This is a genomic window from Aliiglaciecola lipolytica E3 (genome assembly GCF_000314975.1).
GTDB lineage: Bacteria > Pseudomonadota > Gammaproteobacteria > Enterobacterales > Alteromonadaceae > Aliiglaciecola > Aliiglaciecola lipolytica.
This window is the reverse complement of the sequence record NZ_BAEN01000015.1, coordinates 1-25,525: the sequence shown is the minus strand read 5'-3', so window position 1 is coordinate 25,525 and position 25,525 is coordinate 1. Positions and strand designations below refer to the sequence as shown.

The 25,525-nt window shown below is 40.8% G+C and carries 28 protein-coding genes and 1 rRNA gene; 4 read left to right on the top strand and 25 right to left on the bottom strand.

Translation table 11 applies throughout. The annotated features are described in order from the left end of the window. Positions 1–130 precede the first annotated feature (130 nt). The 4 genes from GLIP_RS02425 to GLIP_RS02410 all read right to left on the bottom strand — a co-directional run bounded on the left by GLIP_RS02425 (position 131) and on the right by GLIP_RS02410 (position 4,880). Positions 131–577 (bottom strand): DUF192 domain-containing protein, encoded by a 447-nt coding sequence (locus GLIP_RS02425; protein WP_008842968.1) that lies wholly within the window; start codon positions 575–577, stop codon positions 131–133. Continuing rightward, the gene (locus GLIP_RS02420; RefSeq protein ID WP_040521680.1) at positions 562–783 is read right to left on the bottom strand and encodes a hypothetical protein; all 222 of its coding nucleotides are present in this window, start codon (positions 781–783) and stop codon (positions 562–564) included. The genes GLIP_RS02425 and GLIP_RS02420 overlap by 16 nt, the downstream gene beginning before the upstream one ends. A 190-nt stretch (positions 784–973) precedes the next feature. Then, positions 974–3,586, bottom strand: a complete 2,613-nt coding sequence (acnB, locus tag GLIP_RS02415; RefSeq protein ID WP_008842966.1) for a bifunctional aconitate hydratase 2/2-methylisocitrate dehydratase — start codon at positions 3,584–3,586, stop codon at positions 974–976. Positions 3,587–3,752: 166 nt separating this feature from the next. Then, on the bottom strand, positions 3,753–4,880 hold the full coding sequence (locus GLIP_RS02410) for a PQQ-dependent sugar dehydrogenase (RefSeq protein ID WP_008842965.1): 1,128 nt from the start codon (positions 4,878–4,880) through the stop codon (positions 3,753–3,755). Between the two features lie 190 nt (positions 4,881–5,070). On the opposite strand from GLIP_RS02410, the gene GLIP_RS02405 reads away from it, so the two are divergent. Further along, complete coding sequence (locus GLIP_RS02405; RefSeq protein WP_008842964.1) at positions 5,071–5,520, top strand: hypothetical protein; 450 nt, start codon at positions 5,071–5,073, stop codon at positions 5,518–5,520. On the opposite strand, the gene GLIP_RS02400 is transcribed toward GLIP_RS02405, so the two are convergent. From GLIP_RS02400 to GLIP_RS02310, 19 genes are all read right to left on the bottom strand, one after another. Next, complete coding sequence (locus tag GLIP_RS02400) at positions 5,490–6,029, bottom strand: gluconokinase (protein ID WP_083880050.1); 540 nt, start codon at positions 6,027–6,029, stop codon at positions 5,490–5,492. The two genes, GLIP_RS02405 and GLIP_RS02400, sit on opposite strands and share 31 nt — an antisense overlap. Positions 6,030–6,046: 17 nt before the next feature. Beyond that, the gene (locus tag GLIP_RS02395) at positions 6,047–7,525 is read right to left on the bottom strand and encodes a multiheme c-type cytochrome (protein WP_008842962.1); all 1,479 of its coding nucleotides are present in this window, start codon (positions 7,523–7,525) and stop codon (positions 6,047–6,049) included. Positions 7,526–7,584: 59 nt separating this feature from the next. Further along, entirely contained in the window at positions 7,585–8,811 is a 1,227-nt protein-coding gene (locus GLIP_RS02390; protein WP_008842961.1) for a beta-ketoacyl-ACP synthase, read from the bottom strand. Beyond that, complete coding sequence (locus GLIP_RS02385; protein ID WP_008842960.1) at positions 8,811–9,536, bottom strand: 3-ketoacyl-ACP reductase FabG2; 726 nt, start codon at positions 9,534–9,536, stop codon at positions 8,811–8,813. Before GLIP_RS02385 ends, GLIP_RS02390 begins: the two co-directional genes overlap by 1 nt. After that, positions 9,533–9,985 (bottom strand): ApeP family dehydratase, encoded by a 453-nt coding sequence (locus tag GLIP_RS02380; protein ID WP_008842959.1) that lies wholly within the window; start codon positions 9,983–9,985, stop codon positions 9,533–9,535. The genes GLIP_RS02385 and GLIP_RS02380 overlap by 4 nt, the downstream gene beginning before the upstream one ends. Further along, complete coding sequence (locus tag GLIP_RS02375) at positions 9,982–11,169, bottom strand: beta-ketoacyl-[acyl-carrier-protein] synthase family protein (protein ID WP_008842958.1); 1,188 nt, start codon at positions 11,167–11,169, stop codon at positions 9,982–9,984. Before GLIP_RS02375 ends, GLIP_RS02380 begins: the two co-directional genes overlap by 4 nt. Then, positions 11,166–11,714 (bottom strand): DUF3261 domain-containing protein, encoded by a 549-nt coding sequence (locus tag GLIP_RS02370; protein ID WP_008842957.1) that lies wholly within the window; start codon positions 11,712–11,714, stop codon positions 11,166–11,168. The genes GLIP_RS02375 and GLIP_RS02370 overlap by 4 nt, the downstream gene beginning before the upstream one ends. Continuing rightward, a complete protein-coding gene (locus GLIP_RS02365) occupies positions 11,699–12,916 on the bottom strand; it encodes an NAD(P)/FAD-dependent oxidoreductase (protein ID WP_052154918.1) in 1,218 nt (405 codons plus the stop codon). Before GLIP_RS02365 ends, GLIP_RS02370 begins: the two co-directional genes overlap by 16 nt. 92 nt (positions 12,917–13,008) lie before the next feature. Further along, positions 13,009–15,312 (bottom strand): MMPL family transporter, encoded by a 2,304-nt coding sequence (locus tag GLIP_RS02360; protein ID WP_040521675.1) that lies wholly within the window; start codon positions 15,310–15,312, stop codon positions 13,009–13,011. Then, positions 15,309–15,875, bottom strand: a complete 567-nt coding sequence (locus tag GLIP_RS02355; RefSeq protein ID WP_008842953.1) for an outer membrane lipoprotein carrier protein LolA — start codon at positions 15,873–15,875, stop codon at positions 15,309–15,311. Before GLIP_RS02355 ends, GLIP_RS02360 begins: the two co-directional genes overlap by 4 nt. Beyond that, positions 15,872–16,279 carry an acyl-CoA thioesterase gene (locus GLIP_RS02350; protein ID WP_008842952.1) on the bottom strand — a complete coding sequence of 136 codons (408 nt, stop codon included), beginning with the start codon at positions 16,277–16,279 and terminating at the stop codon, positions 15,872–15,874. The genes GLIP_RS02355 and GLIP_RS02350 overlap by 4 nt, the downstream gene beginning before the upstream one ends. Positions 16,280–16,317: 38 nt before the next feature. Then, positions 16,318–17,274 (bottom strand): LpxL/LpxP family acyltransferase, encoded by a 957-nt coding sequence (locus GLIP_RS02345; protein ID WP_008842951.1) that lies wholly within the window; start codon positions 17,272–17,274, stop codon positions 16,318–16,320. Next, positions 17,275–18,021, bottom strand: a complete 747-nt coding sequence (locus GLIP_RS02340; RefSeq protein ID WP_008842950.1) for a glycosyltransferase family 2 protein — start codon at positions 18,019–18,021, stop codon at positions 17,275–17,277. It abuts the gene before it with no gap. Next, positions 18,014–19,714 carry an AMP-binding protein gene (locus tag GLIP_RS02335; RefSeq protein WP_008842949.1) on the bottom strand — a complete coding sequence of 567 codons (1,701 nt, stop codon included), beginning with the start codon at positions 19,712–19,714 and terminating at the stop codon, positions 18,014–18,016. Before GLIP_RS02335 ends, GLIP_RS02340 begins: the two co-directional genes overlap by 8 nt. A 1-nt stretch (position 19,715) precedes the next feature. Continuing rightward, the gene (locus tag GLIP_RS02330) at positions 19,716–20,258 is read right to left on the bottom strand and encodes a COG4648 family protein (RefSeq protein WP_008842948.1); all 543 of its coding nucleotides are present in this window, start codon (positions 20,256–20,258) and stop codon (positions 19,716–19,718) included. Positions 20,259–20,261: 3 nt separating this feature from the next. Further along, positions 20,262–20,513 carry an acyl carrier protein gene (locus tag GLIP_RS02325; RefSeq protein ID WP_008842947.1) on the bottom strand — a complete coding sequence of 84 codons (252 nt, stop codon included), beginning with the start codon at positions 20,511–20,513 and terminating at the stop codon, positions 20,262–20,264. A gap of 12 nt (positions 20,514–20,525) precedes the next feature. Beyond that, the gene (locus GLIP_RS02320) at positions 20,526–20,786 is read right to left on the bottom strand and encodes a phosphopantetheine-binding protein (RefSeq protein ID WP_008842946.1); all 261 of its coding nucleotides are present in this window, start codon (positions 20,784–20,786) and stop codon (positions 20,526–20,528) included. Beyond that, positions 20,767–21,546: a lysophospholipid acyltransferase family protein gene (locus GLIP_RS02315; protein WP_008842945.1), complete on the bottom strand. Its 780-nt coding sequence runs from the start codon at positions 21,544–21,546 to the stop codon at positions 20,767–20,769. Before GLIP_RS02315 ends, GLIP_RS02320 begins: the two co-directional genes overlap by 20 nt. After that, positions 21,536–22,279: a beta-ketoacyl synthase chain length factor gene (locus GLIP_RS02310; protein ID WP_008842944.1), complete on the bottom strand. Its 744-nt coding sequence runs from the start codon at positions 22,277–22,279 to the stop codon at positions 21,536–21,538. The genes GLIP_RS02315 and GLIP_RS02310 overlap by 11 nt, the downstream gene beginning before the upstream one ends. A 215-nt stretch (positions 22,280–22,494) precedes the next feature. Here GLIP_RS02310 and GLIP_RS02305 point away from each other — a divergent pair, with 215 nt between their 5' ends. Then, the gene (locus tag GLIP_RS02305) at positions 22,495–22,935 is read left to right on the top strand and encodes a hypothetical protein (protein ID WP_008842943.1); all 441 of its coding nucleotides are present in this window, start codon (positions 22,495–22,497) and stop codon (positions 22,933–22,935) included. Further along, the gene (locus GLIP_RS02300) at positions 22,925–23,566 is read left to right on the top strand and encodes a 4'-phosphopantetheinyl transferase family protein (RefSeq protein WP_008842942.1); all 642 of its coding nucleotides are present in this window, start codon (positions 22,925–22,927) and stop codon (positions 23,564–23,566) included. The genes GLIP_RS02305 and GLIP_RS02300 overlap by 11 nt, the downstream gene beginning before the upstream one ends. Positions 23,567–23,590: 24 nt before the next feature. On the opposite strand, the gene GLIP_RS02295 is transcribed toward GLIP_RS02300, so the two are convergent. Beyond that, positions 23,591–24,109: a membrane protein gene (locus GLIP_RS02295; RefSeq protein ID WP_008842941.1), complete on the bottom strand. Its 519-nt coding sequence runs from the start codon at positions 24,107–24,109 to the stop codon at positions 23,591–23,593. Between the two features lie 635 nt (positions 24,110–24,744). Here GLIP_RS02295 and GLIP_RS02285 point away from each other — a divergent pair. Beyond that, a complete protein-coding gene (locus GLIP_RS02285) occupies positions 24,745–25,014 on the top strand; it encodes a hypothetical protein (RefSeq protein WP_153886249.1) in 270 nt (89 codons plus the stop codon). A 152-nt stretch (positions 25,015–25,166) separates the two neighbouring features. On the opposite strand, the gene rrf is transcribed toward GLIP_RS02285, so the two are convergent. Continuing rightward, positions 25,167–25,282, bottom strand: a 5S ribosomal RNA gene (gene rrf / locus GLIP_RS02280). Positions 25,283–25,525 lie beyond the last annotated feature (243 nt).

Sequence of the window (25,525 nt, the reverse complement as noted above, 5' to 3'; positions counted from 1 at the left end):
AAAAAATAGCAAATCTGTTCGATTAGTTTTTTATTTACTATGCCTTTTTATACTGGATATTTATTTACTTTTACTGAATATAAATTCACGACACCTCTTTAATTAAGGGGATGTTGTTTTAAGTTTGAATTTACGGTATTTGAATCTCGACAGATTGGCCGACTTTAATGTTATGTTTGGCAAACCAACCTAAATTCATTTCCAATGCATAAAGTACATCGGTAGAAGAACCTATAGAGGTGAGGTCATGGGGTTGCATGGCACGAATATCAGTAATTTTTCCTTGTTTATCGATGAAGGCAACATCAAGTGGAATATAGGTATTTTTCATCCACATGCTCGCCTTGCGTGGCTTTGTGTATTTAAACAACATGCCGCAATTTGCACATAGCGATTCGCGATACATCAAGCCTGTTGCACGTTGCTCAAAGGTATGAGCATATTCAACATCAAGCTTGATATTATCAACACTCACTGCAGCCCGATCGAACTCCACGGCAAAGGAGTAAAAAGAAAACAGTGAAAATACCAAAACAAACACTGCTTTTAAGCGATTTTGAATCATAATTTTTTGCATGAGCATCCTTCAACCCCATCACTTGTTTGCCAAGTTTCATAATGCCCCTGAACACATTGGCTTTTTACCGTAAAACATTGTTGTTTATTATAACCAACTTGCGTATTGGCTGCATTACCGGCTGCCTGTCCTAAAAACTCTTTGGTCGCACTAGAGGTGCACCCTGTGATACCTAGCAAAATTAAAATCACGCTAATAGATTTCATTATCGATTCCAAATAGGTTTTGTATTTTTTCATTCTTTACGAGCCCAACGATAAAAAATAGTTCCCCAAACTAGTAGCGAAGCGTTGAATTCAGTCACCACTGACGAACTTTCCAGAAACTTTTTACGCTGGCATAAAAAAACCGAACGTATCAAAGATGACGTTCGGTTTTTAATAAGCGTTTAGTTAGTTACGCGATATTCAATGCAGGAATAATTTTCTCTTTCGCAGCTTCTTCTGCTTTCTTGAATTCGTCCATACGATCGAAGTTCAAGTAACGGAATACATCACCGCTCATAGATTCAATTTTGCTTGCATAATTCATATATTCTTCGGTAGTTGGAATTTTTCCAACGATCGAGCCAACCGCAGCAAGCTCAGCCGAACATAGATATACGTTAGCACCATCACCCAAACGGTTCGGGAAGTTACGAGTCGATGTAGACAATACTGTCGCACCTGCTAATACGCGTGCTTGGTTACCCATACATAACGAACACCCAGGCATTTCAGTGCGTACACCCGCACGACCATAGATGTTGTAATAGCCTTCTTCCATTAATACGGCTTTATCCATCTTAGTAGGTGGTGAAATCCACAACCGAGTAGGTAAAGTACCGTTATATTGCTCTAGCAGTTTACCTGCTGCGCGGAAGTGTCCGATATTGGTCATACATGAACCAATAAATACTTCGTCTACTTTATCGCCAGCAACATCAGACAAGGTTTTTGCATCATCTGGATCGTTAGGACAACACAGAATTGGCTCTTTGATTTCGTTTAGATCGATTTCTAGCACTTCTGCATATTCTGCATCAGCGTCAGCTTCCATCAACTCTGGATTCGCTAGCCACTCTTCCATTTTACGTGCACGACGCTCAAGGGTACGAGGATCGCCATACCCTTCGTTAATCATCCAACGAAGCATGGTAATGTTTGAGTTTAAGTATTCTGCAATAGACTCTTTAGACAGCTTGATAGTACAACCTGCCGCAGAACGTTCCGCTGAAGCATCTGATAATTCAAACGCTTGCTCAACTGTCAGATCATCTAAACCTTCAATTTCTAAAACACGACCTGAGAAGGCATTAATCTTACCTTTCTTAGCAACTGTAAGCAGACCGTTTTTGATGCCGTAAAGCGGGATAGCATGCACAAGATCACGTAATGTAATACCCGGCTGCATTTTACCTTTAAAGCGCACCAATACAGATTCAGGCATATCCAGCGGCATAACCCCTGTTGCAGCTGCGAATGCAACCAAACCAGAACCTGCTGGGAATGAAATACCTAATGGGAAACGCGTATGAGAATCACCACCAGTGCCCACTGTATCTGGCAATAACATGCGGTTTAACCAAGAGTGAATGATACCGTCACCAGGACGTAAAGAAACACCACCACGGTTCATGATAAAATCAGGCAATGTGTGTTGTGTGTCAATATCAACTGGTTTTGGATATGCCGCTGTATGACAGAACGACTGCATCGTTAAGTCTGCCGAGAAACCTAAACAAGCCAGATCTTTCAACTCGTCACGTGTCATAGGTCCGGTCGTATCCTGAGAGCCTACTGTAGTCATTTTTGGCTCACAGTAAGTACCAGGTCTTACACCGTCAACACCGCATGCTTTACCAACCATTTTTTGAGCAAGCGTATAACCTTTTCCGGTATCCGCTGGTTGATCTGGTTTACGGAATAAATCAGAAGGACCTAAGCCTAGAGACTCTCTCGCTTTTTCAGTTAATCCACGACCAATGATTAGGTTAATACGGCCACCAGCACGTACTTCATCTAACAATACACTTGATTTATATTTGTATTCTGCGACTGTTTCACCAGTTGTATGATTGACAATCTTGCCTTCCAACGGGTAGATATCAATAACATCGCCCATTTCCATGTTGTCTACGTCAGCTTCAAATACAAGTGCGCCAGCGTCTTCCATCGTATTGAAGAAGATAGGTGCGACTTTACCACCAATACATACACCACCACCGCGCTTATTCGGTACACCCGGTAAATCTTCACCGAAGAACCAAAGTACAGAGTTGGTTGCAGACTTACGTGAAGAACCTGTTCCCACTACGTCACCAACGAAAGCAACTGGGTAGCCTTTAGCTTTAATTTCGTCGATTTGTGCCATTGGACCAATTTCACCGTGTTTTTCAGGTGTTAGTCCATCACGCGTCATTTTATAAGCAGCGCGAGCATGCAGAGGGATGTCAGGTCGTGACCAAGCATCTGGTGCTGGAGATAAATCATCGGTGTTCGTTTCACCGGTAACTTTAAATACACTGTAAGTAATTTTTTCTTCTAAATCAGGACGCGAGGTAAACCACTCTGCATCAGCCCAAGATTGAATTACGTCTTTGGCGAACTTATTGCCTGCTTTTGCTTTTTCTTCGACGTCATGAAATGCATCAAACATCAACAACGTGTGCTTTAATTCTTCAGCCGCTAATTCAGCCAATGCGTCGTTATCTAACGCTTCAACCAAAGTAACTATGTTATAACCGCCGTGCATGTTACCAAGCAATTGAATTGCTGCATCTTTTGAAATCAATGGTGATGTGGTTTCATCATTAATAATAGCCGCTAAAAAGCCAGCTTTAACATATGCGGCTTCATCTACGCCTGGAGGAACTCGTTCAGAAAGTAACTCTAGTAAAAACTCTTCTTCGCCGGCAGGAGGATTTTTTAGTAACTCTACTAAACCTGCAACTTGTTCTGCATTTAATGGTTTAGCAGGGATACCTTCAGCGGCACGTTCTTCTACGTGTTTACGATAAGCTTCTAACACTATTTGGTCCTTTTAAATTTAGAATACAGAGATAGGTTGCCGATAGTATAAAGGCATTCGTCAAAAATATGAATTTTTCAAGACGATTGTTTGATTATAACCAGCATACATAAAATCAATATACGTCTATAAAAACTATTTACGTTTTAGTTAAGATTTGAATTACTCAACCACTTTTGGAAGTCACCCGCAAAATTTTACCTTGTTCGTTGTCGACCAAGACATACAGTGAACCATCAGGATGTACTTTTATATCTCTAAATCGATAGCCTAATTCAGATAAAAATGATTGTTGATCTACAACTTTATTTCCTTGCATTTGAATCCAAAGAATTTCTTTCGATTTTAATGTGCTAACTAACAAGTCTCCGCGCATTTGCGGAAACATAACACCATTATACATGGCTAAACTCGATGGGGCTATGGAAGGAGTCCAATCGACTAGCGGTTGGCGCATTCCTTGATATTTTTTAAAAGGAGTGATGATTGCGCCAGAATAGTCTTTGCCGTTAGTAACGATAGGCCAGCCATAGTTGTCCCCACGTTTGATTATATTTATTTCATCGCCACCTGCAGGACCATGCTCGTTGGAGAAAACCAGATCACGGTTGAGATCATAAACGAGGCCTTGCGGATTTCTGTGACCAATGGAATAGACCGCAGCAGAAAGATTCTTTTCTGTCTCGCCAATATACGGGTTGTCTGTTGGTGTTTCACCCGTGTCTAACACCCGCAGTATTTTTCCCATTTGATTGTTTTTGCGTTGCGCATCTTCTCGATAATCAAATCCATCTCCGGAGGAAATTAATAACGAATTGTCATCCATAAACGCCAATCGTGCACCGTAATGTACAGGCGTGCTACGATAAGGTTCCACTGTAAATATAACCTCACTGTCGACCAAATGATTATTTTCCAATTTGGCTCGCATAACTTTAAGTGTGTTTCGTTCATCTGTGCCCGCTGAATAGGACAAATATATCCAGCCGTTTTGCGCATAATTAGGATGTAATACAACGTCTTGTAATCCGCCTTGGCCATTTACATAAATATCTTCTGGCAATCCAGTTATGGGTTTACTTAGCGTGAAGTTAACCACATGACGTAATTTGCCGGTTCTTTCTGTGACCAAAAACTGATTATCTGAAATAAAAGCCAATGACCAAGGAAAGTTCAGCCCTGTTACCACTTCTTTAACATCGTATTGAAGTGAGCTTTCTTTATCTTTGCCATTTGCCCAGTTAGAAACGAGTAGTAAACAAAGTATTATTTTGGGAAAAGTTTTTAAAGCCACACACCACTCCTAGAATAAAAGAATCTTTACAGATTGTTCTTGTGGTTTCGCCATATTATTAAAACTAATATAACCTGAACTTCAATTAAAGAACATTACCAATAAAGAGTAGAAGGGTTTGTTTAAAATGATTTTATTTATTGCCAGTTAATGGCAGACTAAAATTTGATGAGCATTTGAAGAAAACGCTATGAATAACACCTTAAAACTCATATTCGACTTCCTTGCTGCCGCAGTGAGCTGTTTTATCTTAGCAAGCCTATTACATACTCAATTTGTCCTACATGGATTGATTGAACTTGATGTCGTCATTGACTGGCAAACCCGATTAAGTGCTAGTGGCAAGGATATCCTTGGTCTTCTCCCATCCTACGGTACGCTTATCTCAATTGCTCTGCTTATCGCGTTTTTATGCGTGTTTTTCTTAAATAAAGTTTTTACTCAACCTAAAGTGTGGCTCTATCCGATAGCAGGCGCTGCGGCTATGTTTACCATGCTTGCTGCAATGCAACCAGTTATGGATATCACGTTGATTGCGGGAGCGAGGTCTAATTTAGGAATTGCGGCGCAATCTTTAGCGGGTGTATTTGGCGGCTGGGTGTTTATGTATCAACGTGGCCGTAGATCAAGCGCTGTATAAATTTCAGCTATGATATTTTGCGGTAATTTGGCCGCATCAATTTCGATTACATCAGTCTCAGTAGACGTACTATCTAAAGCAGCAAACTGACTGGCCAGCAAGCTGCTGGGCATAAAATGATTTTCGCGTTGATTTATTCGTTGTTGCAACTCTTCTTGGTCTACCACTAAATGTATAAATATGCAGGGCATACCTAAACGCCGGAAACGTGCTCTATGTTTTTTTCTCAACCCAGAATAAGCCAACACTTTACTGGTTTTGTTATCTTGACTTAAATAGCTAACAAGCGCTTTTATCCAAGGCTCACGCATTTCATCAGTTAACGGTAGACCCTTTGCCATATGATCTTTAGATTGTTGACTGTGAAAATCATCGGCTTCAACGAATTCAATCGATAATTTTTCACTAAGTAACTTAGCAATGGTCGTTTTACCGCAACCGCTAACGCCCATCACAATTAATACGAACGGTTGGGATTCATCAAAGTTGTGCCCGATGGTCATAGTCATTTGTCCCTGCTCATTGCTCAGTGGGTGATATCAGAATGAGCATTGCGATTAAGATGTAAATCCGTTTCCACCAAATGTCCATCCATGTCCCATTCTCGCATTTTGTCTACAGCCCACTGGGCAGTTTTATCATCATGACATTCATTACAAGCATTAGGTGAATTTTCCAAACCGAGTTTAACGGATAGTAGCGGATTGGGAATTGTACCTATGTTGTGACTGCGCACGAAATAGTCGATTCCAGAAACCTGATTGAGTAAATTTCTTGGCATGTGACAATCGTAACAATAAGATCCCTGAGTACCTTCAGTATGACGGGTATGTTGAGCAAGGTTTTGTTGAATAGGCTGATGGCAATCTATGCAAAATTCATTGCTGACCTGAGTTGCTTGCAAGATACCGAATTTCGCAGGTTGTTTATTATTGTGCGGATCGTGGCAATCATAACAGCGCATATCAGTTTGCTCGTAATGAGACGAATCCGCAAATGTTCGAAATAAAGTACCCAACCCTTTAGGACGACCGTCAGGCCACACCTGTAATGTAGGAAATGTGCGCCCTGGCACACTTTCGGCTTCGGTGAAATATTCCGATAAGTCATTGAGGTTTCCAGCATGATCATAGCCGGGATAATATGTGCGGTACGCATCCATACGCTTACGTAATATGTCTGCACCGTGGCAACGTGCGCACACGCTCAAAGCAACTCCCTGACTATGGTCTGCGGCGTTCATAATGTAAGGTACTGGCTCAGAAAATAATTTAAGATTAACTAACGACATCATGCGGTTGACCGGTTTATCTTGCATGTAATCGACATGTTCACTACCGGGGCCATGACAGACTTCACAACCTACACCATCCTCGGTCCATTTCACATTTGCTTTGGTATGCGCTCTGTCTTTACTAATTTGTTGCAAGTTCGTGGTATGACAACGTGCGCAATATAAATTCCAAGCCGAATTGAGCGGTTTCATTTGTTCCCATAAATCATGCACGGTTTCGGGACTTTGCTCTTGCTCATTCCAATAGGCAAAAAACTCACCTCTGGCAACTGACCATTGCACCGGCAAACGACGCAATACCCCGCCCTCTTCCTGAGTTAAGTATGTCTGACGATATTGGTAGCCGATTACTTTTTCGATTTTAAACGGTATGTATTGCTCTGAGTCGATATCCTTAAGTGCTAGATAAAACTCGTCGCCTTCACGAAATGACTTTACAGCGGGTGCTGATTTATTGGGATCTGTATTGAGGTAAAAAGTACCATTATTGAAATTACCTACCACTGTTTCTTCGCTTGGTGAATGCGCTATATTGTGATGTGGTGACTTCAGCCAAGCATCGTAATTAATTAGATGGCAATCCCCACAGGCTTCACTACCCACGTATTCAGCTTGAAAAACCTGCTCATAGCTATCCTGACTAAACCAGATAGTGGCCGCGGCGGCGACAATTAGTCCAATAAAAATAAACGCAAAAGATTTTAGGCCCATAAATCCAAACTTTACTCAGCATGCATATCCCAGGTGGGTTCAGTATGCCTTAATGACTATCAATTATTCCAACGTTTGAAAATAAGTGATGTATTGATTCCACCAAATGCAAAATTGTTACTCATTATATAATCGGTGTTAATTTCCCGACCTTGCTGCATGATGTAATCCAATTCACCGCAATTTTCATCTACATTATCCAAGTTTGCGGTCGGATGAAACCAATTATTACGCATCATTTCGATCGCCACCCATGCTTCAATCGCACCACATGCTCCCAAAGTGTGGCCGGTAAAACTCTTCAGTGAGCTAATTGGCATGTTCTTGCCGAAAACCGCAGTCGTAGCCTGCGTTTCAGCAATGTCTCCCCGATCAGTGGCGGTGCCATGTGCGCTTACATAGCCAACTTGTTGAGCTGAAATACCAGCGTCTTCGAGAGAAAGACGAATCACCTGTTCCATAGTTTGCGCATTAGGCTGAGTAATATGTCGCCCATCAGAATTTGTTCCAAAGCCAACTAATTCAGCATATATTTTCGCTCCGCGCTGCTCTGCATGCTCGAGCTCTTCAAGCACTAAAGTACAAGCACCCTCACCAATAACGAGTCCATCTCTATCTTTATCAAATGGTCTTGGCGTTAAATTTGGAGTGTCATTTACCGTACTTGTAGCATACAAGGTATCAAACACAGCTGCTTCAGTTGCACATAAATGCTCACAACCACCCGCTAACATAATTTTTTGCTGTCCGAACTTTATCGCTTCATATCCCTGACCAATCCCCATACTCGATGAAGTACAAGCACTTGAAGTCGTGTAAACCCGCCCTTTCAGACCAAAATAAATACCAATATTTACCGGTGATGTATGCGCCATCATTTTGATATAGGTGTTAGCATTCAAACCATCACAATTATTGTGCAGTAACATATTGCCGAAATCCGCAATGGCTTCTGTATCACCAGCAGACGAACCAAAAGCCACACCAGCTAAACCACTTTTTAAAATTTCAGCATTGAGTAAATTAGCGTCAATTAGGGCATTTTCAGCACTTACCACCGCAAGTTGAGCAACACGGCCCATGCTGCGTAAATCTTTGCGGGAATAATGAGCTGGCACGGAAAAATCAACTTTTGCGCCAAGGCGCGTGTTCAATCCTTCATATTTATCCCACTCAGGCATTTTTACAATCCCTGTTTCGCCTGTCTTCAATCGACTATAAATACTCTGCCAATCGTTTCCTATTGGAGAAAAACCCGCGATTCCTGTTACTACTACTCGATTCATTAATACATTCCACCGTTGACAGAGATTACCTGTCGTGTGACATATCCCGCATCTTCAGACATTAAGAACCCTACTGCGGCAGCCACTTCTTCTACTTTTCCCATACGTTGCATTGGAATCATTTTCATTGCTTCTTCCATATGCAACCCTTCCGTCATTTCTGTATCAATTACTCCTGGTGCAACACAGTTGACGGTGATTTTTCGTTTTGCTAGTTCAACAGCCAATGCTTTAGTTGCACCAATAATGCCTGCTTTTGAAGCACTATAGTTTACTTGACCACGATTGCCCATTTCCCCAGAAACCGATGATAAGGTAACAATCCGGCCAGGTTTACGGCGGCGTATCATTGGCATAATCACCGGATGCAACACATTGTAAAAGCCATCTAAATTAGTATGGACAACCAAATCCCACTCTTCACCCGGAATAGCAGGAAACGCGTTATCACGGGCGATAGCGGCATTGCATACAACGCCATAATAAGCACCATGCTCTTCAACGTCTTGCTCTAATACTTGTTGTGCTTGTTGTCGGTTGGCAATGTCGAAACTGACAATTCGTGCATTACGGCCCATTTCAACTATTTGCTCAACTACTGCTTCAGCTAATCTTCTGTTGTCGCGACAATGCACCACTATATCAAAACCTTGGCTAGCTAACTTTAACGCAATGGACTTTCCAATTCCGCGACTTGAGCCGGTTACTAATACCGTATCCGTCATTGTTTTACTCCTTTTAAAAACGCTTCTGCATCAGCTGGTTGAAAAACATTGAGCTTTGCCGATGCTTGAACGCCCTCGCCGGTTAAATGCGCATTGAACACGTTTAAGCCGTTATCCGCTTCCATTTCCAACTTAACTTCTATATTCAAAATACTTCCCATTGGAAAATAATCTGTTGTCGATTGATACTTTCGACACCCAAGCAAAAATCCGAGTTTAGGTTTTAAGCCTGATTTACGTTCTTTACTTCCAGCATATGCTGCGACTGCTTGAGCTAAATACTCGATTCCGATAATTGCCGAGACACCTTGTTTTTCAACAAACATCGAGTCAGGCTTGATGTGAACTTTCGCCTTAAGCCAACCATCACCGAAATCTACAATTTCATCCAATAAGCACATTTTACCTGAATGTGGGACAAACTCAGATAAATTAAATTCTTCACTCATGACATTCTACCCAACAACAATGAAATATTGTTGCCACCAAACGCAAAAGAATTACTCAATGCATAATTGATCGAGTTCGTTTCGATAGACGATTTACTCACCAATTTTATCGACGCAAGTTGCGGATCAACTTCTTCATCCCATAAGTGTGGTGGAACAAACCTTTGCTGTTTGTCTGCAAGCATCAACCAGCATATACCGGCTTCAATCGCCCCAGCAGCACCAAGAGTATGCCCTGTGAAAGGCTTAGTTGAGCTACATAAGGTGTTTGTACCAAATATGTGTTGCACAGCTGTTGATTCCATTTGGTCGTTCAATTCAGTGGCTGTGCCGTGTAGGTTTATATAATCGATTTGGTTGGCAGCTATTTGTGCATCATCTAATGCCGCTTGCATGCACTTTATTGCTCCAGCGCCATTTGGCTCAGGTGCAGAAATATGATGAGCATCACTACTTTCTCCCGCACCAAGCAGTTCTACACCACTTTTATTACCTGAAATCAAAAATAAAGCGGCACCTTCGCCGATATTAATGCCTTTTCGGTTAAGACTAAATGGATTACACACTTCATTGCTAACTGCCTGTAAAGAGCTAAAACCCTGGACAGTTAGCTTGCACATAGTATCGACTCCACCAGCAATCACTGCATCACATAGTCCCGCAGATAATAACCGTTGTGCGGTCGCTATTGCTTTGGCTCCTGAAGAGCAAGCCGTTGATATCCCATAAGTTGGCCCAGTGGTGCCAAATACTTCGGCAATAAACTGCGCCGGCGCACCCATTTCTTGTAATCCATAATGGTAACTATCGGGAACGGTGTCAGTGCTTACCCACTGTTCAATTGCCTTTTCACTTTCAGCAATACCGGAAGTACTGGTTCCGATGATGATGGCGATTCGATGAGAGCCGAATTGGTTGATAGCTTCTTCAACGGCAGGACGGATTTGCTCAAGCGCAGCTAAAGCACATTGATTATTACGACTTTGCCACTTTTTATCCGCTAACGGGATTGGTGGTAATTCACAATCAACCAGTCCAAGTGGCAGTGCTGGGCCAGCGTGATAGTCGCTCGACTTAAGCAAATTAATTTTACCCGCTTGGATATTCGATTTTACCTGCTGCCCATTATTTCCAGCAGCGCATATGATGCCCAATGCGTTTAGGTAACAGTTTTCCTGTATCACAACCTTTTATACTCCAAGGTTTCAATTTCAACTTTGTAATTGTGAGCAAAGTTTTCTAACACCAGCTTTCCATTTTCCAGATAATCAACATGCAGTTTAGCTCTGTCTTTAAATGCTAAGCGACGATATTTGTTATCAATTTGCAGATCCCAGCCGGCACTTGATTGATAGAATGTGCGAATCACTTTTTCCGGCCAAAGCGCAAATTGTAGCATAGTCAAAATATCTTCAGCAGGCAGTGCATTTTCTGCCATGCTTTGCTGGGTAACGTTCTTACCATCATAAGAAATGGCGTATACGGATTGCCCTGTGGGTAATAGTCCACGCAACTTTATGTTGCTTTTATCAATTTTTAGAACCACCAGCAACTGATTACAGTGCTCGTTGGCGCACAACTCTAAACGTTGATTGTATAACGCCGGTTCTGGCCCCACATTTGGTGGAAGCAATAACAGCGGAAACGATTGCAAATGGATACCGCTTAGCGAGCGACATGCACTAAGAAAAAAGCATACGCAAGCCGCTATTATCAATCGTTTTGACATATTTGCGCCAAAGTAGTCAAACGTCTTGGATTTTGCACATAGGGATTTTCAGAATCCCATGCGTATCCCGCTAAAATAGAACTAATCATACGCGTAATATTGTCACTTTTTTGTTTTGAGAAAACCACTTTCTGAAAACGTTGATCGTACCAGCCTTCAACAAATTCTTTAAAGGTTTTCACACCCACTTTTAGTTTCTGGGAATATTCTGTTTCCCAATCCGGTTGTAATCCACTAAGTTGTTTATGCACTGTTTCTGCCGCTAAACTCGCTGATGTCAGTGCGATAGTTACCCCAGAAGAAAAAATAGGATCTAAAAATTCGCCAGCATTGCCCAAAAGAGCATAGTTTTCTCCATATAAACTTGTTACATCACAAGAGTAACTGCCTAATGTTCGCACTTCAGAATCGTATTCAGCATTGGCAAGAAAATCTGCCAACATTCCCGCCTGCGAAATTAACTGTTGTAAACACTCACCTGGCGAGCCTTGCATATTTTCTAACACCTCTGGTGGCGCAACAACACCTACAGATGCTCTACCATTACTAAATGGAATCAACCAAAACCATACTTCAGAATATTGGGGATGTACGGTTATGAGGATTTTATTGCGATCGTAGTGGGGTAATGTAATGTTGTCTTTAATGTGAGTAAAAATCGATTTGCGAGTACCCAAAGTCGATGGCTTTTCTAAGTTCAATAGTTTTGGTAATACTCGACCAAAGCCACTTGCATCAAGAACAAATTTGGCTTGAACTTGATAGGTTGCGCCAGATTCAGTTTCGACGGTCAGTAAACGCTGCTGATCGTTCATCTCGCATGCTGTTAAGGCATGTCCGAATCGAAAATCAACTCCTTGTTTAGCAGATTCATCAGCCAATATTTTATCAAAACAATCACGTTGCACCTGAAAAGTCGTTCCCCATCCTGGGGTAAATTTTTCGCGAAAATCAAAATATTCGTATTCATTTCCGCGACAAAACGCCGCGCCATTTTTATATTGAAAAGTGGCTTTTTCCACGGCATCTAACATGCCAGCCTGCTCTAAATAGGTCATACACTGGGGTAATAAGCTTTCACCAATAGAGAAACGCGGAAAGTGTTGTTTTTCTATAACCAGAACACGGTAACCTTTTTTGTTCAACAAGGCTGACGATACCGCACCTGCGGGTCCTGCACCTATAACCACAATATCGAACATTTCCACTTGCTTATTCACCGCTTAATATCTCCATAATTAGTAGCTACCTCTTTCACATTGTCTTTTTATCAGGCTAGCCACCTGCATATTTATTAAATTGTTTTTCGCATCATGGGTGTCAGCACCCACACTAAACTCAACCCAATTAGTACCGTCAAGCCAAAATGATGTAACACTGGGGTTTGACTCCAGGCTAATAACCCGAAGGCGAGCAGACTGGTAAAAGTAGACATTGAAACCGCTAGCCAAGTGTACTGACTTTCTGCAGATTCGGTCATGAAAATCCCCATGTCCAATCCAATACCAAGCACTAAAATCAGGGCCAATAAGTGAAACATGTTCATTCCACCGTTAATCAAAGTAATACTGGCTAAGGTTATCAGGGACGCCATTAACGGCGGTAAAATCACCCTCCATACTTGGAGACGATAGCGCCAGAAAAGTATGACGAAAACAATCGCATAAGCTAGGAAAATGAGTTGGCTTACCTGCATCCGGTAGTTCTTCATCAAATCTGAGATATTGCTTACTTGATCAATAAAAACCAAATCCGAATCTTCGCTTAGCAAGTTTCCAATTGCCGCTTTAGCCTCATTATTGAGATGACCAGAAAAACGAATAATTGTCGCACTATTGTTAATTTCTTGACTTACCAACAGATCACGCCACGCCTCACTACTTTGCATGCTTAGCCATGTATGCGAGCTTAGTAGATTATTTTTAGCGTCAGAAAATGCATCTAGTGATGATTGTAATTTAACTGAGTCAAGCTTCAGCTTGCCGTATAAATCAGCTAGTTTAGCGTCATATAATTGCTGCACCAATTGGTAATTTTCACCTTGCCTACTGTTAGAAGGCAAGTGCGACGATAATGCTTGGAAGTCAGGAATAATATTTAGATTTCGCAACTCAGTTAAATTGGGAAATAGACGTTGTTCTTTATTCAAACAGGCCTCTAAATTATCGCATTTAACCAGAATAAACTGAGTACTGCTACTGGTACCCAGTAACGTCTGAATTGATCGTTCTTGCTGCAACAAGCTATCCGGAGATGTTTGCAACAAACGAATATCATCTTGTGAGGTGCCATTTAATATGGTGATGATAGCGGTTGCGCCAAGCGCAATTAACAACACACCACTTAACGCTCGAAAACGAAAGGCCGGGATTTTATTTCGTAAGCGAAATAACGATTGAGCTAAAGGCAGCGTTCGATTGGCATCATTTCGGGTTAAAAGTGGATAAATTAATACTACGGTTAACCAAGAAGCCACCAAACCGACCACCGAAAACAATGCCATTTGTTGTAGTCCTGGAAAGGGAGCAAAAGCCTGAACCGCATATGCTAAGACACTTGATAGTAAACCAAGTATTAATCCCGGGAAAATTTTAGCTAGTACTGAAACTGCGCTTGTTTGTTGGCGTTCGCAAACATAATGTAGCGCATAGTCAATTGATACACCGACCAACCCAGCCCCAAAAGCCAACGTAATTAAGTGCACCTGACCAAAAATCAAAAGGGTAACCGCCACAGCAGTTATACAGCCAATAGTCACTGGCAACAGTATCAGCGCTAGCGGTTTAATGCGCCGGAACACTATCAGTAGCAATACAATAATGCCAACAAATGAACCTATACCGATACTGGAAATTTCACTTTTAGCCTGCTCTGCTCCTGCCGCTGCATGTAAAATCATCCCAGAACTTTGCACCGTTAAATTCAGCTTTTTAAGGCGCTCTTTCTGATCAGATAAAGCAGCAATTATTATCTTCTGCACGGCAAGAGAATAAGGTTCTTTGTTCAATGTTATCAGCATTAAATACGTGGGCGTATCCGCATTTTTAACTTTTAAAAATGCCTCGCTAATTTGTACATTAATGTCAGTTGTTTGCCGCTGACTTAGCTGGGTGTAAAAGCCAAATGGATCGTCAACCAGTTCAATTTTACCCGCACTGACAGGACTAAATAGATTGGCTAAAGCGCGCTTTTCGAAGGTCTGATAATTTTCAGCAATTAACTTATTTCGGCTTTGCTCATCCAATAAAACAAAGCGGTAGGGAAACATTTCATTGTAAAAGGTTTGCAGCTGATTTCCCTGAATTCGCCAACGCACTTCTGCTACCGGTTCCAATGCTGCAAACTCAGCTGCAAGAGTTTCAAGTTCGGTTTTAATTACACTCTCGTTTTCGCCACTGACTAAAATGAGCAGGCGTTTGGAAAACCTCGCAGTTGTCTGTTCTATTGCTTGTTGAGCCAGTGGCTGTTGCTTAGATTCTGGTAACAATGACATGATGCTGGAATCAAAGTTTGCAGGCCTAGACAACGCTGTAAGAGCCAAGCACACAACAAGCAATGCCCAGATTAAACCTGCTATTTTGATCCAAGAATATTTCACTTTGTCTGGCTTAGCTCGATGAATTTGATTTCAGTGTAATCACCGTTGCTCTCAAAGAACTTCAAGAATTTTAAATGCTTTTCTCCCTGCAACTCGACTCGGGTAATGGCTTGCGCAAGTGTCGCATCTTTTGGTATTAGTTGAACCTTCCATACCTGACCATTAACCTCACCTGTCAAACTGAAATAGGTTTCTAAATTTTGCCATTGCGAAGTTAACACCGAAAAAAACAAATCACTCAATAAGGTCACAACAGGATTAGTATCAGCCTGTAAACTCATCACTTGTGTATTTCCCTGGCTACTCACAATGCTGTTAGGCGTCATAACTACGAGGTTTTCAATCGGTTCAAGTGTCTGCCAATGAACACGTTCATTTTTCGAGTAATGAAATGTACCGTTCGATTCAATACTCATGTCGAAATCTTGTAAATATTTTTGCTGGATAAACTTGCCCTGTAAATAATCAGGCGAATTCGTGACAGCATTGAGTTTTTTAATATCAAATTCAGCATTGGCAAATACTGGTAGAAAGCCAATTAAAAATATAATTAACGATTTCATTTCGTCACCCCAAGTTTATCAAACAGTATTTGTGGTGATTCAAACAGCATTTCTTTGCTACTAATCTCTACAGCTACCTGTGTCGTGGTTGCTTTTGTTAACCGTTTCCCAGAATCTTTATCAACAATGACATAGCTAATTTTTAAGCGATTTTCCCATTCGATTATTTTTGCTTTGACGATAATTTGTTGCTGAAAATTAAGTGGATAAGCGTAGCGAATGTGTAAATCTATAACTGGCCAGGCATATCCGGATTGTTCCATTTCGGGAAAGTTATAATCAATCTCATCCAACAAAGCACAACGAGCAATTTCCAGATACTTCACATAATGCCCATGCCACGCAATTCGCATTACATCAATATCATGAAAAGGAATTGTTATAGTTACCTGTGCTTCTCTCATCTACATCTTCCTAACTAAACTTAAAGGGCCAGCAATTTTTACTTATTATTCGCGCGTTTTTCGTGCTTGGATGTCGACTCTTGAGACAGCCAAAAAGGGAAAAAGTTGAACCACTGCAGCGGCGCTACCGTGCAATAATACTGAAGCCTCAGAGCATAGTTTTGCACAACAGTATCGAGTTCTTGCTGGCGTGTTTTCCTAGCAAGCTTTAATTGTTCTGAAAAGGTTTCAACGTAGATATGGTATTTTTTCTGTTGTTTCAAACAAAACAATAGGTAAATGGGACATTTCAATAAGCTAGCCAAAATAAAGGCACCTTGTGGTAGATGTGCAGGCTTGCCTAAAAACTCCACTTCTGAAACCCGGCCGGCATGTTCAGGTGTGCGATCACCTGCGATGACGATTAACTCTCCCTGCTCCACTCGTTGAGACAGCATCATTGCCGTAGCAGGCGATAAATCATTAACCTGCATTATTTCAGCGTGGGCATTGCTATCTAATTGCTGCATTAATGAGTTAATTTTTTCGGCATGTTCAGTATTAACTAAAATGGTTAATTTTACTTCATCTAGTTTTTGCCTGAGCGCATTGCATACTTCTATATTGCCCAAATGAGAAACAACAATTAATGCGCCTTTACCTGATGCTTTAATACTGTCGACAACAGACGGTGTTTCAAACACAATTGATTCAGATCCTATTTTGCCCATCCAGACTAACAACTTATCTAATAACATGTTGCCAAACGCGAGAAAATGCCGAAAAGAACTCAGTTTCGAAAATCGTTCTTCGGCTATATAAGGTTTTAGGTTTTGAAGGTATTGCTGCGACGCGTTTCGCGCAGTTTTATTGACTATGTAGTAATAAAGCATGACAGGCAATAAGATTAAACTAAAGACACTGCGTCCAAAAATACGATAGATAAACAATAATATTCTTATACCTAATACAGTGCCATTTTCCTGGATCTGGGTCCAATGGGTTTGTTTTTGCATCTAGAGTTTCTGCCATAATAATCTAGGCAAACGTATTAACATGCCGAAAAAAAGCCTCGTGTGCATCCAGCTAATGAGTACGTTGTCACTGAATAACTTAAAATGAGACACTCCATCAGTAGGATAATTTACCTTAGTATGTACATTATGAATTTTTCCACCACGCCATAACCAACGCACAATTACCTCAGTATCAAAATCCATTCGATTGCCACAGGGTTCAGTTTCTAATAACTGCGTAAATTCGTTTACTGGATAAAGCCTAAAACCACACATACTGTCTTTTATGGTAAAAGAAAGTGTATTTATCCATACCCAAATGTGAGTCAAATAACGACCATAAAACCGACCGTTGGAAATGCTGTCGTCATACTGAGGATAGCCAGCAATCAAAGTATGAGGACTTTGTTGCCCTAGGCGCATAAATTCAGGTATATCTTCCAAATTATGCTGTCCATCTGCATCCACTTGCAAACCATGTGTATAACCATCTTGATATAATCGCCTTAACCCTGCCTTGACCGCATGCCCTTTTCCACCGTTTATTGGCAATCTTAACAATGAGACTTGATTAGCGTTTTGAGAGGCTAATGTCGCTAGCACTTTAGCGCAAGGTTCGTGGCTACCATCATCAACCAGCAATACCGGATGTCCATAAGTCATCACCTGCTGTAACGTATTCACGATGGCATGTTCATGATTATAAACAGGGATCAGAATTGCCGGTCTAAATTCACTATTATTCAAAACAAATTCGTCCGCTAGAGTGAAGTCCAATAGCCGAACGATATGAAAACATCACTTTTCGTTTTTGTTGATTGAACTCGATAGCTATTTCTATCTCTTCTTCTGGCTGAATGACATGAGAAAATTTAATCACTTCAAGGTGACTAAAACGCTGTGAAATATTGAAATATTCAACGGCGTATTTTTGCGCCCAATGGACTTGCACTACACCGGGTAAAATTGGCGCGTTTTCAAAATGGCCATCAAAATAAAGCAACTCTTTAGGCATAGTGCAGTTGATCAAAAGATTTGATGAATCGTGTTTTATATTTTTTATAGTTGGCCATTTCAACAAAGCTGGTTGCTCCACTAAATTTTGCAAGGATTCTAAGGTTATTTTGCCTTGCTGGTTATATGGCATTGTATCAATAAATCGCCAACGTCTGGGGACTACGATTGTTTCAAATTTTGACAACAATTGTGCACGTAAGGTTTTGATCATGAACTGACGGCCAGAGCGCATCAATTGAATCTCACCTTCATGACTTAACACCAAAGCTATAGCGACTTCAGTTCGCTTGCGAATAACAACAAAGGCTCTTATTTCTGAAATCCACGAATGTTCACACAACGCGTTCTCAATAGCGGTTAAAGAAACGCGTTTACCTTCAATCTTCACAATGTTATCGGATCTGCCTTGTAGTTCAAAGCAGCCATTTGGGTAAACTTTTAGCTTGTCACTCAATACAGAGTGCTGCGGATCAGTGAAAGGTGAGCACACTTTTACTTGCTCATTTGGGTCAAATTCAAATTCAACATCTGGCAGCTTTTGCCAAAGTGATTGTTCTGTGTCAGCAGCTTGGCTGCGCCAAGCAATGACACCTGTTTCGGAACTACCGTAAATTTCCCAAAGTGGAGCCGATAGTAGTTTGCTCATACGTAATGCATCGTTACGTTCTAATGGCGCTGCGGCAGAAAAAATATTGACACAAAGTGCATTTAAAGACGACCAATCTAATAATTCGTTTACCCGTGATATATGTGACGGACTCGAAACTAAAACAAATTGACAAAGATCCTGAGCAAAATTATAGATATCTTCAGTATATTCACACAACTCGCATAATATGGGTTGTCCCGCAATGAATGGGCGCAGCAAACGAAACGTCAAACCATAAAGATGTTGATGGGACACAGTTGACAATATCACCGCGCCAGAAACAGCAGGCCACTGCTTTTGCAGGCTCGCTAATTCACTTTGTAATTGGGCAATTGTTTTAGTAATCGCTTTGGGAGCACCACTGGAACCTGATGTGTACAATTCGACTGCTATTTGTGAACCATCAAGTTCGTGTAAAGCGAAGTTATCTTCTATGAGATAGTCATCATTCGAACCCAACGCGATACCTTGACTAATTTCGCCAATCATTCCATCTACTTTATTGGACAATCGTGCAATGGTAGCGGGTCGATTATCACCGGGAACACAGGCGATCCGTTGTAAGTACCACAGAGCATAAAGAATGGATAAAAATTCGTATGGGTCGCTATGATATACAACCCAACGATGACCCGAATGTTGAGCCAACAAGTTTTTCCAACGAGCAACGTTAGTGGTAAATTCTGCGCTACTGATAACTTGACCAGAACGTATGGCTATAACCTGATTTGGACGTATTGACATCCAATTTGACAACGTTAACGATTCAGACATATCAGGCCTTTCTTATCTGTTGCCTAATAAGCCATTCTGAGCCGCCTAACACGCCCATTAGAATGTAGGCTATCAATCCATTATATAACATCCACAACTCATCTGACGCGAACAACGCAGTAAGGCAAGCAATCGTCCCGTTTAGCGCAAAAAAAATGCTCCAAACAATTGTTACCTTACGTGTGTATTTTATTGCTTTAGGAGTTAAAGCGGGTTCCTTAATACGAGCAAACTTCTCAACGATAGGAGTTGAAGAAAAGAGACTACCAGCAAATAACACGAAAAAACTGAAATTCATCATTACCGGATAAAATTTCAAACCGACCTGATGACCTACAAAAAACATAATACAACCTAACAACACGAGTGTTGTCAAAATGACTTTTCGTTCAGAATTTTGTCCGGATGCAAACCAACGCAGCGCAAGCATAATCACTAGGAAAGGTAATAACCACTTAGCTTCAAAATTTTGCAACCCGACATAAACCACAAAGGGATAACTGATGCTTAGAAGTACAACCAAAACGGTGATCAGCGTTTTCATCTTTTACTCGGCAGTTAGCTTGTCTACCTGCTCAACGATGTCATTTACAGTTCTGACCGATTTAAAATCTTCGGGTTTGATTTTAATGCCTGTCATTTTTCTTAGTTCCACGACTAAATCAACAGCATCAATGCTATCTATATCAAGGTCATTGTATAGATTTGAGTCAGGCTTGACTCTTGCTGGATCTAACTCAAACAATTCTTCAAAAAGTGCGACTACTTGTTGAAAAGTATCTTCCTGTTTATTCATCATATGCGACTTACTTTATTGTGTTCTGTGATTCTTGACTAAATCTGCCAACGCATTAACGTTGGCGAAGTGAGCTCGGGTTTCTTCCGAGTTAGAATCAAGTTTAATTCCATAACGTTTTTGTAAAGCTAACCCTATTTCTAGTGCGTCGATAGAGTCTAATCCTAAACCTTCAACAAATAATGGCTCTTCGTTATCAATTTCTTCTGATTCTACGTCTTCAAGATCAAGACACTCAATAATCATTTCTTTTAATTCATTTTGTAACGCTGTCATTTACTGCGACCTCAGCATTAAAATACTTAGTTAAATAATCAGTCAACAATCTTGCATTTTTTATGTCGTTTGATGACTGAAAGTCGTGCACTTTAATTACCGGTAATGCCGAAATATTAAAATGCATTGGACTTGACGGGATATTATACCACTTATCTTGCTTTGTAAGTGATATTGGCACACAAGTTATTATTACCGGTGTAATATCTACACCAGCTCTAATAGCAATATTCGCAGCTCCTCGCTTAAGAAGATGAGATTGCCCCGGAACAGTTCTAGTGCCTTCCGGAAAAACGATCATTATTTGACCTTTATCAAACACTTCTTTGGCTTCAATTAACACATCGCTTGCCGCTCCACTATTAATTGTGTAACCAGCTGCTTTTATCGCTCCGCGCATAAAAGGATTACGAGTGAGCGCCCCTTTTACAACACAGTTAGCATTGGGAATCAAAGCAATTAAAAAGACGACATCCAACAATGTTGGATGATTGGCCAATACGAGTTTAGCGTTTCGAAGTTCTTTAGCGCCGTGAATTTCATAAGTTAAAACGCCCAAAAAGCGCATTAACTTAATAAAAGTAGCAAAAGCTAAATGGATAAATTTCTGGCCTCTAGCCTCTCGCTGCAATTGACTACCTGGTAATATATATAATATCGGTACTACAATCAGCGGCACTATAATACCACCTACACCAAATATGAAAAAACTGAATGCAGTGGCAAACCATCGCCATGCAAATGTTATTTTAGCTAACATTGTTTAGTTTCTTTTCCAGTTTCCATATCGAGCCATTAACATTACAAGAATAGTCGCTCAACTGACCGGAAAGATAGCCAACAAAGTTACGTATCTCCGTGTTGATATTCGTTTGTTCTTTTACGTGTTCAGGTACATTCCCTTGATAAGTGAACGACATTTCGTCCCCTTTATCACGACTCAACACCATTGCAATTGCATACGGAAAATCGACTGTTTCACTATACGCTTGATAGATACTTGGCAAAGGCACATCGTAAACCACACAGAGTACTTTTTCAGACTTTTGTAATTGGCCAATCGATTCAAATAATGCACTGGCAATTAGACCTTCCATTGCCGCAATAGCAGTCACTTCACAAGTATTTTTGTTGACTATAGAATATAACCCACTAACCGCATTATGAACCGCCAGACTAAACCCAGTCGGGGACATATCTTCATGCTTTCCTATGTTTTCCAGAAGTGACAAAGTGAGTTGCGTATCGCCATGCTGAGAAGCGAATATACAAGGTAAATTAGCATTATCGATACTCAATTGTTTTATTGCACCCATTGCACATTTACCAAGGGTATTAAAACGCCGTCTGAGCATCATAGGAACGTGTTTTAGATTTACATTTAGATTCTGATCGTCGATTTGTCTATTTTCTTTCAACCAAACAAGCCAGTCATCTTTATGTTCGAGGCTTGGTGCTAGCGCAGTCCATGCTTCTAACTTAAATCCCGCCAAAAAATCTCTCCGTATTACTCGAACTAATTGAAAATGTACAAATCCGACAGCATTTTACTTCACTTACTTATTATTGCAATGTGATGCCAAAAGATTATTGCGGCGAAATAGTTGACGACGTAAACCATAGAATTTAATCTTCTAAATTAAGGTCAAGGAAACGAGTAGTGATCGAACCTACATATACTGTCAACTAACATGGAGATTAGGCCAACATGAAATTTGTTAAAATTCTTTTAGGATTAACCTTAATTCTAACTACAGCAACTACTTTTGCGCGCGATACTAAACATATGTACTCGATTCAAGAAGCACTTGAATCAGCCGATTTTAAAAGTAGATTGTACCCGGATATCGCCCTCTATTTTGGCGAACAACCACACCCCAAAGTAGTAAAAAGTTTAGGAAGTTATCCTACTAACAAAAAGACCAATGCCTTTAATAAAAGTGATATTGAAGCTTGCCAATGGGTCCTATTGTCAGCTTTATTAACCTTACAAGAGCGAGCTCAAAAAGAAGGTGGTAACGCTGTGGTCAATATTAATAGTTATTATAAGAAAAATACGTTTTCTAGCGAAACCGAATATGAATGCCACGCTGGTGCATTCGTAGCTGGTGTTGCTTTGATGGGTGAAGTAGTGACACTTGCAGACTAACGTCGAACAACATGATCATTTTCAACTTTGGGAAACTGAAGTTGAAAATGATGACCTTAAACTTGCCTCTTCTACAGCTAACATACTGTCTTTTTCGGAACGAGAAAGATTAGGAAAAATCAATCATCCTAATAAACGACAAGAATATCTTTATAGCAGAGCTCTGATTCGGCATGGCCTTAGCCAATATTTTGATAAAAAGCCGAATTTCTGGAAAATTAGCGAAAGACCCAACTCAGTACCAGCTGTACTTAACTTACCTTTATCACTTAAATACAGCCTGTCACATAGTAATAAAAAAATCTGTTTTGCTGTTTCATCGTTTCCAATAGGAATTGATATAGAAAAACGTAAGAATAAAAAAGACTTAACTTCTTTAGCTCAGTTATTTATGAGTGAGTCAGAATTGAAAAACCTGTCGGTATTATCTTCTGGCGAAAAGTTATCATTTTATTATCGAATTTGGTGTGCAAAAGAGGCTTATTTCAAATCGCTTGAACTGGCCTATCAACAAAAATATCGGGCCAGTTCGATAACCATTTTTGACATATTATACGAAACCAATCAGTGGTATTTTACCGAAAGAAGTGATGATACTTTTACACGTTCTATCGCTATTAAAATTGCATAATATTTCATTTACGATTTAACCGCGTTATGAACTAAAGATCACAACTAAAAGGGCAAATCCTGCACCAGCAATCGCTATCTTTATGCCATTTTTAAACAACGGAAGTTTGGGCATAAACATTAAAAATGCTGATATCACAAAAAACAAAAGCGCTATTCCAAAGCTAATGTTTAGGAAAAACAATGGGCTTTTATGCGTTGCTTTATGTAACTTAACCAGTTTTGCTAGCGGCATTGGATAGTCGACTTTATTTATAACCGCCGCACCAGTACTTTTGTTGTATTGACCGTCTGCAAATAGAATTAGATCACCTTGCTGGCTTTCCACTTTGATATTCTTAAGACCGAGTTGTTTAACAAGTGCTTCTTCCCCTAGCCCTTTTTCTAACTGATGCTCTTCCTGTTGTGGAAATTTCATAAAATCGGTTTTTCGAAAAATAAGTAGAATGCCACTAACTGCATAAACTGACATTATGCCTGCTAGGAAAAACCCTAACCACCTGTGATATTTTCGTACAGCATTGTGAATTTTAGGTGAAGCCATATGTTCCTCTTTAGAATTTATTATTTTGTTTAAGTTTTCAGCAGGTAAAATCAGAGCAAGAATATACCATTAGAGCCGTACTAGGTCACGGCTAACTTGTTGTTCTATTTATAAAATACTCATAGTGTTAAAACTCGGGATAACAAGCTATTCGCTCTTTACTTTAAATTCCTTTTTCAAAGATAAAATCGACGTAAGTTTTTACGGGCTGAAGCCCGTTCTACAGGTTGGCAGGTTGTAGACGCTATATGGATGTATGACACCTAGTAGTTTATTACAGCGATCTAATACATCAGGTAATACATGGACAGGCATTGCAAGACACAAGATGGGTTAGGTTTCTCTGCGGGATGGTTCTTGCGCGGCAGCGCTTTAGAAGGAATGCTACCTATATCAATGTGCATAAAGGTAGCTTCGTTAGATAAAGCAGCATTCCACGGGCTGAAGCCCGTGCTACAGGTTTGCGCGTTTCTTTACTCCACATGGGGGTAAACGAGGGTGTTTTAGGAACGCAGTTCCGCCCGAGCGCACGACCGACATGGATGTCGGGCTGGAGATAGCCACATGGATGTGTGACACCTAGTTGCCTATTACATGGACAGGTATTGCATAACACTCGATGAGTATGGTTTCCCTTGAGGTGCAATTGCGCGGCAGCGCTTAGAAGGAATGCTACCTATATCAATTTGCATAAAGGTACTTCGTTAAGTAAAGCAGCATTACACGGGCTGAAGCCCGTGCTACAGAATTGTCCATCTTTTGGCTCTCACATGGGGGTGGAATCGGTTGTTTTTAGCTTCGAAGAAGCGTTAACCGATGGAACGGGCAGCAGGGATGCTGCACTGGAGATAGCCACATGGATGTGTGACACCTATTTTCCTATTACATGGACAGGTATTGCATAACACTTGATGAGTATGGTTACCCTTGGGGTGCTGTTGCGCGGCAGCGCTTAGAGTAAGGGCTATCCAACTGTGATGGAGATATCCGCCTAAGATGTAAAGTCTGTAAATGCAAAAAAGGGCTACCCTTACGGATAGCCCTTTCTCTAATGGGAGTCTGGCGATGTGCTACTCTCACATGGGGAAACCCCACACTACCATCGCCGCTAACACGTTTCACTTCTGAGTTCGGAATGGGATCAGGTGGTACCGTGTCGCTAAGGTCGCCAGACATTAATGGTGCAAATTCATCGAAGCATATTGCGTCGCGAAGCGACTGCTGCTTTTCAAGATGACATTTGCGCAAGGTGACTATCATTACCTACATTCGTTTAGGTATGTCCTCACCTTGTCAATAAACTTGTCGTTATTTAACAAACTTGGAAGCTGTGTAATCAAATCGAGTTGCGTACTCTGTGCTCATTACTTAGCTTATTTTGTGTTGTCTTGTCACACTTACAACACCCTGTCCGAA

What these genes read in the sequence shown, in the direction of transcription:
- GLIP_RS02425 (WP_008842968.1), bottom strand. Translation starts at nt 577, where the DNA reads ATGCAAAAAATTATGATTCAAAATCGCTTAAAAGCAGTGTTTGTTTTG.
- GLIP_RS02420 (WP_040521680.1), bottom strand. Translation starts at nt 783, where the DNA reads ATGAAATCTATTAGCGTGATTTTAATTTTGCTAGGTATCACAGGGTGC.
- GLIP_RS02405 (WP_008842964.1), top strand. Translation starts at nt 5,071, where the DNA reads ATGAATAACACCTTAAAACTCATATTCGACTTCCTTGCTGCCGCAGTG.
- GLIP_RS02400 (WP_083880050.1), bottom strand. Translation starts at nt 6,029, where the DNA reads ATGACTATGACCATCGGGCACAACTTTGATGAATCCCAACCGTTCGTA.
- GLIP_RS02395 (WP_008842962.1), bottom strand. Translation starts at nt 7,525, where the DNA reads ATGGGCCTAAAATCTTTTGCGTTTATTTTTATTGGACTAATTGTCGCC.
- GLIP_RS02390 (WP_008842961.1), bottom strand. Translation starts at nt 8,811, where the DNA reads ATGAATCGAGTAGTAGTAACAGGAATCGCGGGTTTTTCTCCAATAGGA.
- GLIP_RS02385 (WP_008842960.1), bottom strand. Translation starts at nt 9,536, where the DNA reads ATGACGGATACGGTATTAGTAACCGGCTCAAGTCGCGGAATTGGAAAG.
- GLIP_RS02380 (WP_008842959.1), bottom strand. Translation starts at nt 9,985, where the DNA reads ATGAGTGAAGAATTTAATTTATCTGAGTTTGTCCCACATTCAGGTAAA.
- GLIP_RS02370 (WP_008842957.1), bottom strand. Translation starts at nt 11,714, where the DNA reads ATGTCAAAACGATTGATAATAGCGGCTTGCGTATGCTTTTTTCTTAGT.
- GLIP_RS02365 (WP_052154918.1), bottom strand. Translation starts at nt 12,916, where the DNA reads ATGTTCGATATTGTGGTTATAGGTGCAGGACCCGCAGGTGCGGTATCG.
- GLIP_RS02355 (WP_008842953.1), bottom strand. Translation starts at nt 15,875, where the DNA reads ATGAAATCGTTAATTATATTTTTAATTGGCTTTCTACCAGTATTTGCC.
- GLIP_RS02350 (WP_008842952.1), bottom strand. Translation starts at nt 16,279, where the DNA reads ATGAGAGAAGCACAGGTAACTATAACAATTCCTTTTCATGATATTGAT.
- GLIP_RS02345 (WP_008842951.1), bottom strand. Translation starts at nt 17,274, where the DNA reads ATGCAAAAACAAACCCATTGGACCCAGATCCAGGAAAATGGCACTGTA.
- GLIP_RS02335 (WP_008842949.1), bottom strand. Translation starts at nt 19,714, where the DNA reads ATGTCTGAATCGTTAACGTTGTCAAATTGGATGTCAATACGTCCAAAT.
- GLIP_RS02330 (WP_008842948.1), bottom strand. Translation starts at nt 20,258, where the DNA reads ATGAAAACGCTGATCACCGTTTTGGTTGTACTTCTAAGCATCAGTTAT.
- GLIP_RS02325 (WP_008842947.1), bottom strand. Translation starts at nt 20,513, where the DNA reads ATGATGAATAAACAGGAAGATACTTTTCAACAAGTAGTCGCACTTTTT.
- GLIP_RS02320 (WP_008842946.1), bottom strand. Translation starts at nt 20,786, where the DNA reads ATGACAGCGTTACAAAATGAATTAAAAGAAATGATTATTGAGTGTCTT.
- GLIP_RS02315 (WP_008842945.1), bottom strand. Translation starts at nt 21,546, where the DNA reads ATGTTAGCTAAAATAACATTTGCATGGCGATGGTTTGCCACTGCATTC.
- GLIP_RS02305 (WP_008842943.1), top strand. Translation starts at nt 22,495, where the DNA reads ATGAAATTTGTTAAAATTCTTTTAGGATTAACCTTAATTCTAACTACA.
- GLIP_RS02295 (WP_008842941.1), bottom strand. Translation starts at nt 24,109, where the DNA reads ATGGCTTCACCTAAAATTCACAATGCTGTACGAAAATATCACAGGTGG.